At 41.5% G+C, this 12,258-nt stretch carries 8 protein-coding genes and 3 tRNA genes; 5 read left to right on the forward strand and 6 right to left on the reverse strand.

The genetic code is table 11. The features are described from left to right. Positions 1-228 precede the first annotated feature (228 nt). The 3 genes from MTO98_RS21560 to MTO98_RS21570 all read right to left on the reverse strand — a co-directional run bounded on the left by MTO98_RS21560 (position 229) and on the right by MTO98_RS21570 (position 467). Positions 229-302, reverse strand: a tRNA-Cys gene (locus tag MTO98_RS21560). A 6-nt stretch (positions 303-308) separates the two neighbouring features. Then, positions 309-381, reverse strand: a tRNA-Ile gene (locus MTO98_RS21565). 12 nt (positions 382-393) lie between these two features. Next, a tRNA-Pro gene (locus tag MTO98_RS21570) sits at positions 394-467 on the reverse strand. Between the two features lie 421 nt (positions 468-888). Between MTO98_RS21570 and MTO98_RS21575 the strand changes: the two genes are divergently transcribed. From MTO98_RS21575 to MTO98_RS21590, 4 genes are all read left to right on the forward strand, one after another. Beyond that, entirely contained in the window at positions 889-2,460 is a 1,572-nt protein-coding gene (locus MTO98_RS21575) for a TROVE domain-containing protein (protein WP_243481051.1), read from the forward strand. A gap of 899 nt (positions 2,461-3,359) precedes the next feature. Next, complete coding sequence (locus tag MTO98_RS21580; protein WP_243481052.1) at positions 3,360-4,112, forward strand: nucleotidyltransferase domain-containing protein; 753 nt, start codon at positions 3,360-3,362, stop codon at positions 4,110-4,112. Beyond that, positions 4,112-5,188, forward strand: a complete 1,077-nt coding sequence (locus MTO98_RS21585; RefSeq protein WP_243481053.1) for a DNA polymerase beta superfamily protein — start codon at positions 4,112-4,114, stop codon at positions 5,186-5,188. The genes MTO98_RS21580 and MTO98_RS21585 overlap by 1 nt, the downstream gene beginning before the upstream one ends. A gap of 89 nt (positions 5,189-5,277) precedes the next feature. After that, entirely contained in the window at positions 5,278-5,961 is a 684-nt protein-coding gene (locus MTO98_RS21590; protein ID WP_243481054.1) for a TIGR02117 family protein, read from the forward strand. A 73-nt stretch (positions 5,962-6,034) separates the two neighbouring features. On the opposite strand, the gene MTO98_RS21595 is transcribed toward MTO98_RS21590, so the two are convergent. From MTO98_RS21595 to MTO98_RS21605, 3 genes are all read right to left on the reverse strand, one after another. Next, positions 6,035-8,323: a GH92 family glycosyl hydrolase gene (locus tag MTO98_RS21595; protein ID WP_243481055.1), complete on the reverse strand. Its 2,289-nt coding sequence runs from the start codon at positions 8,321-8,323 to the stop codon at positions 6,035-6,037. Between the two features lie 180 nt (positions 8,324-8,503). Next, the gene (locus tag MTO98_RS21600; RefSeq protein WP_243481056.1) at positions 8,504-9,163 is read right to left on the reverse strand and encodes a basic secretory family protein; all 660 of its coding nucleotides are present in this window, start codon (positions 9,161-9,163) and stop codon (positions 8,504-8,506) included. 325 nt (positions 9,164-9,488) lie between these two features. After that, entirely contained in the window at positions 9,489-10,520 is a 1,032-nt protein-coding gene (locus MTO98_RS21605) for a LacI family DNA-binding transcriptional regulator (RefSeq protein ID WP_243481057.1), read from the reverse strand. 409 nt (positions 10,521-10,929) lie between these two features. Here MTO98_RS21605 and MTO98_RS21610 point away from each other — a divergent pair, with 409 nt between their 5' ends. Beyond that, positions 10,930-12,258, forward strand: a complete 1,329-nt coding sequence (locus MTO98_RS21610; RefSeq protein WP_243481058.1) for an APC family permease — start codon at positions 10,930-10,932, stop codon at positions 12,256-12,258.

Here is a 12,258-nt window from a genome sequence, read left to right on the forward strand (position 1 = left end):
AACAGAATATTACATAAAATCCATATAAACCAAGGCGACTAAAAGCTAAGGCACGCAGAAGGCCTTATTTATTGTATATCTACAATAGCACACAAGAAATAAAATGCAATAAAATACCAATTTATACTTATTAAATAAGTGTAAAAATACTATCAAAGTCCGGATCCAAACCGGAGACCCAGGTAAGTAAAACAAGGCGCAATAATATTGCGCCATAAAAAACAAAAGAGGCCGGTACAAGATTCGAACTTGCGGACATTCCTTTTGCAGAGGACTCCCTTGAACCACTCGGGCAACCGGCCATGTTGTGGAAATAAAAGGACTTGAACCTTTAACCGACACCGTATAAGGGTGCTGCTCTTACCATTGAGCTATATTTCCGCTGTAAATCAGTAGGGTAACCCGGACTCGAACCGGGAGCCTCCACATCCCAAATGTGGTAATCTGACCAATTGATATACTACCCTGTAAAGCAAAAAATCCCCTTAGTTTTTATCTAAGAGGATTTTTCAATGTTGTTATATACTTACTATATATACATAGTTATCTCCTCTGATAAATCAGTATGGGTGATTGGCTCTGTATACATATTGTTGTTTTCATACTGCAATGATACAAACAATATTTAAATTAAAAAATAAATATTAAAAATATTTTCACAATTAGATTTTAGATGTGAGACATTAGAATTGAGATTGAATAAATTTAATGTCAAAACTCATAATATATCAACTTTGCGGCTTAGCGCCTTTGCGTGAAATCAGCTCATCAACAAGCTCTCAAAATCAAAAATTTAAAAAAAAATAAAAAATAATTTCCACTGCGCAAATACACTGCGCAGTAGCCGCTAACCTTTGTATCAACAAAACGAAATAAAGGAGGTTCAAAATGAAATTCAACCTGTTAAGCAAAGTAAAAACCAAAACGACAAATCATGAAGGCGCAAAAGCCCTTACCATGACTGCCGAAATGGAATTATATACCACGGTAGTTACCTGGAGCTTAAACGACACCTTTTATGAAAAAGACCAGGCCCGTATGGAGCGTCTGCGCAACTTAATAGCTAAATGCAACCCGGTATTTGTAGGTAAACTGGCAGTTTATGCACGTACAAAAATGTATTTGCGTTCGGTACCGCTGGTTTTGGTTACCGAATTGGCTAAGCTGCACTCGGGCAACGATCTGGTTGCCCGGGTTACCGACGGGGTTATCGGTCGAGCCGATGAGATCACCGAGTTGCTGGCCTGCTACGAAACACTAAACCAGCGTAAGGGTACTAAAAAGCTCAACCGCTTATCAAAGCAAATGCAAAAAGGTTTATCACAAGCGTTTAACCGCTTTGACGAATACCAGTTTGCCAAATATAACCGCGATGGTGCTATAAAAATGCGCGATGCCTTGTTCCTGGTACACCCACGGGCTAAGGACGATTTGCAACAGCTGATCTTTAACAAGATAGCCGCAAACGGACTGCAAACGCCCTACACCTGGGAAACGGAACTCTCGGCCCTGGGTCAGCTGAACTTTGACGGCGCCGAAGCAAAAGCCATTGCGTTCCGTGCCAAATGGGAAGAACTGGTTGACAGCGGTAAAATAGGTTATATGGCCTTGCTACGTAACCTGCGCAACATACAGGAAGCAAGCGTAAGTTATGCCCACTTTAAAAAAGTGTGTGCTACACTTGCCGATGGCCAACAGGTAGCCAGGGCCAAACAGCTCCCATTCCGCTACCTGGCTGCATACCGTGAGCTGATAACGCCAACTTCTGCCGTACAAAACATCGCACGAGTAGCAAAAGCGGCAATAACAGGTAACAAAGGCTACACCGGCGAGTTGCTGGATGCCTTAGAAAAAGCAGTACAGGCAAGCGCGGCCAATATCAGGGGCTTTGATGAAAATACCCGGGTGCTACTGGCCTGCGACGTATCCGGTTCGATGCAGAAACCCATATCAGCAAAATCAAAAGTATTGCTGTATGATATCGGCCTGATGCTGGCTATGCTGCTGCAATCGCGTTGTAACAATGTGCAGGTGGGTATGTTCGGTAACTTTTGGAAAACCATCACGGTGCCGCGCGGTAACATTTTAAGCAACGTGCAGGAGTTTTACCGCCGCGAAGGCGAAGTAGGTTACGCTACCAATGGCTACCTGGTGATCAAAGACCTGCTTGACCGCCGCGTGCAAATGGATAAGGTAATGCTGTTTACCGATTGCCAGTTATGGAACAGTAACAAGAGCACGGACGAGATCCAAACGCTGTGGGTGCAATATAAAAACACTATTGCACCAAAGGCAAAACTGTACCTGTTTGATTTGGCGGGCTATGGCCAGGCACCATTGCAGCTACTACAAAACGAAGTGTATTTAATAGCGGGCTGGAGTGATAAAGTTTTTGATGTTTTAGCAGCTATAGAAAACGGAAACTCAGCTTTAAGCATAATTAACAACATAGAATTATAACCATGCGGGGAGGATAACATCCCCGCATTTAAAGAAATAAAGATGCCGTTAGGTGAGAGTTACTTCGCAACCAATTTCGGGGGAGGGCATTGTGGCGCAAGCCGTGATGGAGGTTCGAGTCCTCGCCACGCAGGTCCCCTAAGTCTCTCACCGCAAGTTGCTCTTTATAAAAGAAGGTGTCGTTTATAAGTGTTACTTCGATGATCCCAACTGAGACGTCGGTTTGAGTCCGGCCCCGAAAGGGTAGTTTAGACGATTAGAATGCAGTGTAAGCAAGCACTTATAACTTATTACCCTTCTTTTTAAAATATGAAAAAGAAAATAAGGTGCCGTAAATGAGTACTACTTCGTTTTGGGATGTCAGGGTTGCCGGTTCGAGACCGGCCTGCAGGCAACTGCAGTAGCTCAATTGGTTAGAGCATGATGCAGAAGACTTATTGACAGTAGCCCTTATTTTAAATGAACAGCAGGTTAAAGTGCCGTAAACAAGTATTACTTCGCTTTTTAACCCCAAGGTCGCCGGTAAAAATCCGGCCTTTAGCGCTAAGCTAAGGTAGCTCAGTAGATTAAGTTAAGAGCATGGGACGACTGAACCACTTGTTAGCAATTGCCTTTAACCTGTTGTTTATTAAATCTTTTAACCTAAACCTGTTGCAATCGGAAATAAAGATGCCGTTAGCAAGCGTTACTTCGCCAGTCACGCAAAGCGCTGCTGTTTATTGCTCTTTATTACCTGATTTTTTTAATTAAACTTTTTTTCCTTCGGAAAAAGATAATGGAAGATGCCGTAAGCGGGTGTTACTTCGTTGGTTGAAACATGTAGCAATACATGAAGACAGGTTCGAATCCTGAAATCCACTTGCTGCATGTAGCTCTTTCATTTTTTAACATTAAAACACATGAAACAAACTATACAACAAAAGCTTCTTGAACTGGAGCAGACCGAAGACATAAAAATACTTTATGCCTGCGAATCAGGAAGCCGGGCTTGGGGCTTTGCCTCGCCCGATAGCGACTTCGATGTTCGCTTTATATATGCCCGTCCGGTAAACTACTATCTCGGCATAACAGACAGTTCTGATTTTATCGATCTGCCTATAAACGAAGTATTGGATATCCGTGGCTGGGATATCCGCAAAGCGTTGAAGCTATTCCTGAAATCAAACATATCTTTGTTTGAGTGGGTACAATCGCCCATAGTATATAGAGAGGATAGCGATTTTGCTGATGAAATAAGAAGCATAATGCCGGAATATTTTTCGCTGAGGGCCGCAGCCAATCACTATTCGTCATTGGCCTTTAATACATTGCAAGATGACCTGCAGGCAAATGAAGTTAAACTGAAACGTTACTTTTATGCACTGCGATCAACACTGGCCTGCCTTTGGATAGTTGACCGGCAAACAGTGCCCCCAATGGAGTTTTGCAAACTGCGGGACCTGATAAATGACAGGCACTTTCAGGATACGGTAGATGATTTGCTTGTTCAAAAGCAAACTGCTGATGAAAAAACACTGATAAAACCAGTACCGCTGCTACAGACATGGCTGCAGGATACGCTCACGTATTGCAAAGAGCGGATACCATTGCTTCCATCCGAAAAAAAGCAACCGGACGAATTGAACCAATTGTTCAGAAAATATATACTATAATGACCTTTGACCATCTGCAACAAAACCCGCAACTGCTCCTGCTTGATTGTATCAGCGGAAGCACTGCTTATAATCTCAACGTTAAAGGATCGGACACGGATAAGAAAGGCATCTTTATCATGCCCCAAAAACAACTATACGGTTTTACCCAAACCGACCAGGTGGCTAACCCCACCAACGATGAGGTATATTTTGAGATCGCACGTTTTTTGGAATTACTTACCAAAAACAACCCCAATATACTGGAGTTGTTAAGTACGCCCGGACAATTTGTATCATACCGCCATCCGCTGATGAATCTGATAAAACAAGAAGATTTCCTTTCAAAACTTTGCCTGGATACTTTTGCCGGCTACGCACATTCGCAGATAAAGAAGGCCCGTGGCCTGAATAAAAAGATAAATAAACCGATAGATGAGGAACGCAAATCGGTATTGGATTTTTGCTACGTGATCCACAATAACGGTAGCATATCGTTAAAGGATTGGCTTAAGGAAAACAACTTTACTCAGCGACAATGCGGCCTGGTAAGTTTGGATCATTTCAGGAATGTATACCTGCTGTATCATCAAAAGCAATTATCTAACGGAACTTTCAGAGGGATCATATCCTGCACCGGTGCCGATGATGTGCAACTAAGTTCGGTACCAAAGGGGATAGAACAGATGGCTGTAATGAATTTTAATAAGGATGGCTATTCGGTATACTGCAAGGAGTACAAGGAATACCGCGAATGGGAGGATAAGCGAAATGAAGCCCGGTATCAAAGTACATTATCACACGGTAAAAGCTATGATGCTAAAAACATGATGCATACTTTCCGCCTGCTTAATATGGCTGGAGAAATAGCACAACATGGACAAGTAATCGTAAACCGGCCCGACAGAGATTTTCTATTAAAAATCCGCAATGGAGAGTTTGAGTTTGATGAGTTAATGAAAATGGTTGACGAAAAAATGGAGCACATCAATGAACTTTATAGAACCTCTCCCCTGCCCAACAAACCAGACCTCCAAAAAGCCGAAAGCATTCTATTGCAAATAAGGGCCGAATTTTATGATAATTTGCCGGCATAAATCAACACAATAAGGTGAACTATACAATAGGGTCACCTTATTGTATTTCCTGTATTAATTAAGGTAAACCAAACCTGATAACCTTAATTATGATAACCGTTAAAAAAATTGCAAAAGTAATTTTAAGAATACTGCTGGGCTTAGTGGCATTTGTGCTGCTCTATCTTTTCTCGGCTTTCCTGTTTTCCATATGGACTGTCAAAAAGGAGGCAGCGACCTCGAATGATCTTGCCATCTACATATTAACCAATGGAGATCATACCGATATCGTTGTCCCTGTAAAAAACGATATTACCGATTGGAGCAGGGAGATTAGTTATCAAAATACTGTAAGCGGGGATACCACGGGCAAATACTTGGCTATAGGTTGGGGCGACAAAGGCTTCTACCTTAGTACACCTACCTGGGCTGATTTAAAATTCAGCACAGCTTTTAAAGCGGCATTTGCATTAAGCACATCTGCTATCCATGCTACATACTACCAAGCTATGCCCGAAAATAACGACTGCAAAAAAATAATGATCAGCAATGAGCAGTATAAACGGTTGGTTGCCTTTGTGGATAGCAGTTTCAAAAGAGATGCCGGGGGCAAGGTCATCAACATAAAAACAAATTCCAACTATGATAAAAATGATGCCTTTTACGAGGCCAAACGCAAGTACAATATGTTTTATACCTGTAACACCTGGGCCAATAACGCACTAAAATCATGCGGCCAAACTGCCTGCGTATGGACACCGTTTGACAGGGGAATCTTCTATCATTACCGATAAACAAAAATGCCTTTCCGCACAGGAAAGGCATTTTTTGCTTAAGAACTAATCTCTAACCACTAACCTCCAATCTCTACCTGTGCTTCGAGCTCATGTAAAAAGTGATCTCGCCGCCGTTCATGATATCGGCATGGCTAATGAAAAGCTTATCAAGTGGTTTGCCGTTCAGTACCATTTTTTGCACATAAACATTTTTAGCGCCTTGATTTTTCACGTTGATGGTAAATGTTTTGCCATTATCCAAATTGATAACCGCATGGTCAACAGCCGGACTGCCGGTTGAGTATTGGTCAGAACCGGGTGCTACAGGGTAAAAACCAAGCGACGTAAATATGTACCAGGCGCTCATCTGACCGGTATCATCATTACCGCCTAAACCATCAGGGGTTGGCTTGTACATCATCGGCAAGATCATGCGTACGCGTTCCTGTGTTTTCCATGGCTTATCTGTCCAGTTGTACAGGTAGGCTACGTGGTGCGATGGTTCGTTGCCGTGTACATAGTTACCAATGATCCCGTCGCGGGTGATATCTTCCGTTTCAGCAAAATATTTATCGGGCAGGTTCATGGTGAACAAGGAATCCAGGTAGCGTACAAAACGTTTGTCGCCGCCCATTAACTTGATCAAACCTTCAGGATCCTGCGGAGCAAAAAGGGTATAGTTCCAGCTGTTGCCTTCAATAAAACCTTCGTTAATGGTGCTCAATGGGTCAAACTTAGTTCTAAACGAGCCGTTAGCCAGCTTAGGGCGCATAAACCCAACTGCCGGGTCATAAACATTTTTATAGTTTTCAGAGCGTTTAATAAACTCTTCATAAATATCGTTCCTGTTTAATTTTTTGGCAAGCTGCGCAATAGCCCAATCGTCAAAAGCATATTCAAGGGTTGATGATACCGATACACCGCTTTTTTCATCGGGGATGAAACCTTTGTCCATGTACTCACCGATACCTTCGTAATCGCGGTGGCGGGCTGTAGCAACACAGGCATCAAGCGCTTTATTGGCATCAAAATTCACATTGCCCTTTATTACCGCGTCGGCAATTACAGCAACACTGTGGTAACCACTCATACACCAGTTTTCGTTACCAGAGTTTGACCATACCGGCAGCATATGCTCCGGACTTTGATCAAAATGAGCCAGCATCGACTGGATCATATCTGTGTTGCGTTTCGGTTCGATGATATTGAACAGCGGATGCAATGCCCTATATGTATCCCACAGTGAAAACGTAGTATAGTTGGTAAAGCCATCGGCCTTGTGTACATTTTGGTCGAGGCCTTTGTACTGACCATCAGCATCCATGTACAGCGTAGGATTGATCATGGTATGGTACATGGAAGTATAGAAATTCAACTTGGTTTCCTTGCTTCCGGCGATTTCAATTTTATGCAGTTCCTTTTCCCAAAGCTGCTGGCCATCGTTCTTTACTTTATCAAAATCCCAGCCTGGTGCTTCGGTGCGCATATTGTTCAGTGCGCCATCCATACTTACAGGCGATAAAGCAAACTTGATCTTGATCTTCTCCCCTTCTTCGGTTTTAAAGTCGAAGTAAGTACGGATCTGCCTGCCGGCAATTTCAGGGAAGTTTTTGGTTTGGTTGAATTTACCCCAGAAACCACCATACACTTCACGTTTGTCATATTTCTTGTAACCATGCTGATAGAATGGTTTTGAAAAACTCATAGCAAAATACAGTGTACGTGTACGGGCCCAGCCATTGGTTTGACGATAGCCAACAACAGTTGAATCATTTACTACCCTAACGTAAGTCCACACGTTTTTATCGGGATAATTGTAGATCCCCGCCATCAGATCAAGTATAATGTGCGACTGATCCGACTTAGGGAAAGTATACTGATGAAAACCAACCCTCGCGGTGGTGGTTAACTCGGCAGTGATGTTATTATCATCAAGCTTTACCTTGTAGTAATTTGCCCCGCTCACCTCGTTCTGATGTGAAAATGCAGAACGATAACCACTGCCAGGTTTATCAGCAGTGCCGGGGTTAAGTTTCAAAGCACCAACGGTTGGCATGATCAGGAAATCACCCAGATCTGAGTGACCGGTGCCACTGAAATGGGTATGGCTAAAGCCCACTATCGTTTTATCATCGTATTGATATCCCGCGCAGTATTTGTATGCATCGGGATTGTAATGGCCGTCTTTCTCGTAACTGGCAGTATCAGTTTCGGGGCTTAGCTGTACCATGCCAAACGGCACTGTAGCACCCGGATAGGTATGGCCCATGCGTTGGGTGCCTATAATGGGGTTAACATAATCAACCAGCTTTTCTGTTTTGGTTTGAGCCTGGCTATAAACGGCCGAACCTATTAATAATGCTGTAAGTAATCTTTTCATTTGTACTTTTAAGTATATCATTGGCTCCTCATGTTTGAGGGAATTCTCTATCTCCGCAGCGGCTCTCCTGTTTATTTACATTACAGCCTTTGATTTTGTGATAAGGCAACTAATTTATATAAAACAGTCCGCTAAAATAATTTACAAAGTATTTGTTACAGGAATATAAGTAAATCAACCTTAAATAACAGGGTTTGCAGCATAAGCAGCCCACAGTTCATCAATGGTTTTACCGGTTAGGTTTTTCCAGCTGTCGTTAGTGAAAGTATGTTCGCGCAATTGTTTGTCCAATATTTTTACCAGGTCGGGTTTTACATTTTTCTCGGCCCAAACCAAAAAGCGGGCAGTTACGCGGTATGCATTATCATAGTTTTGGGTGGCTTTAAATGCAGGCAGAGCCCATTTGGCACCGGCATTATCAACACCAAATTTAAAGCGCGCATAATCGGCAATGCCTTCCGTTAACCAACCCGGGCCATCACTATTGCCGTAGGCCTGTACAATGTGCATTACTTCATGTGTAACCACATCAATATCGCCGGGGTGTTTAGTCATGTATTTTGCGCTGAATACTACAGTATCATTCCCGGTAGCAGCCACACCATCATAAGCAGTGTCGATAACAAACGTTACTTTTTTTGACGTTGCTTTGTTATACTCCTTTGCCAGTTTAGGGTACACCTCAAAAAAGGTCTTGATCAGCCTGTCTTTCAAATCGGTGCTGAATGCCGCATCTTTATTGATAAAAGTTACCTGGTAGCCCTTTTGTTTAAAAACTTCCTGTGCGTGGGCCAGTGAACCGGAAATTAAGAGTAGTGATAAAATAAATATTTTTTTCATGAATAGTTATGGTTTTGCGATTGATAGTAGTTAAAACCGCTCAAATATAGATAAAACGTTTTATCATTAAAACACAATCCTTTGTAATATTATTACTAATTGAATTTTAGTGTGTTTAAAACTAACGCCTGCTGTTTGAAGATCAGCAGGCGTTGGTTTTAATTATCAATATTATCAAAAAAAGAACCATGAAGCGCCTGAGCCACTAAAAGGGCCCTCCCCCTTTATATTGTCCTGGCTTGACGGCCTGTAAATCCAAAAACTGACCAATAAGTGTTTTATTGATTAGTTCAGAAACCCTTGTTTGCCAAGCACAAACTCAATACTAAGCTGAGGCTTTGGTTAAAGTTGACCCTCTTTCAATCAATTTTGATGGGATCTGGAGATCAATTTTTGAAGCATCAAGCTTGTGGGTATTGATCTGCGCCATTAAAATATCGATTGCCGATTTTGCTATATCATAGGTTGGCTGCTGTATAGTAGTAATTCCCGGCGGATATAAACTAAAAACCTCATTATCATCAAAACTGATCATAGCAAGATCTTCAGGTATCCGGAGTTTAAGATCTTTGATGGCCTGCAAACCCATTGTACCCAGATAGTTGGTAGTGAAAAACACAGCGTCCATCTGTTTTTGTTTCTCAATAAAAGCTTTAACGGCCTCAACTCCTTCATGTTTATCCATATCAAATGGAATCTTTAAGACCATTTTACTGCTTTCTTTCAACTTATTGTCTTTTAAAGCAGCCTTATAACCCAGGCTCCTGTCATTAAGCTGAATGAGCCCCAGGTCGGCTGTTACCATACCTATGTTTTTATACCCCGATCTTACAAAGCACTCAACTGCGCTGTAAGCGCTTGCAAAATTATCAACCAAAACGTGCGGGATGTTTGTTCCGGGAAAGTATCCATCGATAAGCACTACCGGCTTTTCAATATCAACCAGGTTCTGGATATCCTTTTCCAAACCCTTCATTGGCGTAATAATATAGCCGTCAACCAGTTGCTGGCTTAGCATCCTGATCATATCCTTGCCTTTTTGCAGGTTATTATTTGTGCTGCAATATATAATGCGATAGCCTCCCTTTTCGGCCTCCTCCTCTATCACCTTTGCCATTTCACCAAAAAAAGGTCCGCCAATACTTTCTACTATCAGCCCTATAACTTTTGAAACGCCGGTACGCAAACCAACCGCCATACGATTAGGTTCATACCCATTTTTTTGAGCTACATCTAATATCTTTTTGCTGATTTCTTTGCTAATGCGGCCCTTACCATTTAAAACAAACGAAACGGTTGTTATTGACGTATCGGTAAGTTTAGCTATATCCTTAATGGATATCTTTTTTTTCATCATCGTTCTCAAATTCAGGTTTAAGGTTTAGTACATCCAACCTTTTAAATGCCCATTATTTTTTGCTTATTCAGCCATCAGTCAAAATCAGGATATCTTTATAAAAGATGCACTTTTTTATCCTTTTTTATCCAAATACCGCAAATTTATTCCATTAATTACCAATATTTTAACTTTGCGTCATAAACATTTAAAAGTGACTGGGTAAATATAATGTATGGCTTCCATTTTTGGCTTTTTTAACAACAATTTGTTACAAAACATTCAAAACAGCAACATTTATTTGCTAAGGCACCTCAAAATAAAAACCAAAGTTGCAGTTATTAAAAGCTTTTATCGTATCAATTAGTACTGAATTAATGCTAAATTTAGATTTTGTCGTTCCCCTGGTTAATTGATATTTTAAAGCTACATGAGTATAACGCCAAAACTTAACCGTTTTGATCTTTCAATGATTGTTGTAAGCCTTGTAATAGGCATGGGTATTTTCGCGGCTCCGGCCGAGGTGGCAAAAAATTCAAGCACACCCCTTTTATATTTCGGGGCCTGGCTGCTGGGCGGCGCTGTAAGCCTGTGCGGGGCATTAACCTTTGCCGAAATTGGGGCCCGCTACCCTACTACAGGTGGTTTTTACAAGGTTTTTTCATATTGTTTTCATCCTGCTTTTGCTTTTATGATCAATTGGGTGCTGGTGATAAGCAATGCGGCCTCGGTTGCTGCAGTAGCGCTCATTGGGGCAGAATATATTAACCCGGTTATCATGCCTCAAAGCCTGCAAAATGATACAGGGATCAAGATCATGACCATAACTTCCGTACTTATTTTGTATATAATTAACTACCTGGGCATTAAAATGAGTGCGCGAACCCAAAATGTGCTCACACTTTTTAAAATAGGCATGATCCTGATTTTGTGTGCCGCAGTGTTTAAAGGCAACATTCATACAGCCAAAGAAGTTATCGCATACCATACTAATAACAATATAAGTGCGTTCGGAATAAGCTTGGTAGCCGTATTTTTCACCTATGGCGGTTATCAGCAAACTATAAATTTTGGAGGCGATATTATAAACCCGAAAATCAATATTCCTAAAGCTATATTTTTTGGGATAGCTACCGTGATATCATTGTACATGCTTATCAACTTTGCTTATTATTCGGTTTTAGGCATCAGCGGTCTTCAGCAAAAAACAACGCTTGCAGCGACACTTGCCGGGGTTTTATTTGGTGCAGCAGGTTATAAAATAGTATCCCTGCTCATGTTTGTTTCGGTACTGGCTTTTGTTAATGTAAATATTATGGCTAATCCCCGTGTTTACTATGCCATGGCCGAAGATGGTATATTGCCCGCCCGCTTTAAACGTGTAAACAGCCAAACCCAGGTACAGGAATTTGGACTTACCTTTTTTGTTGGAGCAGTGCTCGTTATTTTATTTGTTGCCAATTCGTTTCAAACCATATTAAGCTATGTAATGTTCTTTGATACTATTGGCCTTTCAACCGCCGCTATTACGATCTTCATTTTACGGCGCAAAACAAAACAGCTTAACAATACCGGCATCTATATTATGAAGTGGTACCCGGTTATCCCTGTCATATTTATTACCACTTACTGGTTTGTTACTATCAGTATTTTTATTGAAAACCCGCAGGCTGCTTTAATATGCATCTGTGCATTTATTGCAGGCCTCATTATTTACTATATCACTAAACGAAGCCAAAAACCTATTACGACACTTTAA

The organism is Mucilaginibacter sp. SMC90 (genome assembly GCF_022811725.1).
In the GTDB taxonomy this organism is placed as follows: domain Bacteria; phylum Bacteroidota; class Bacteroidia; order Sphingobacteriales; family Sphingobacteriaceae; genus Mucilaginibacter.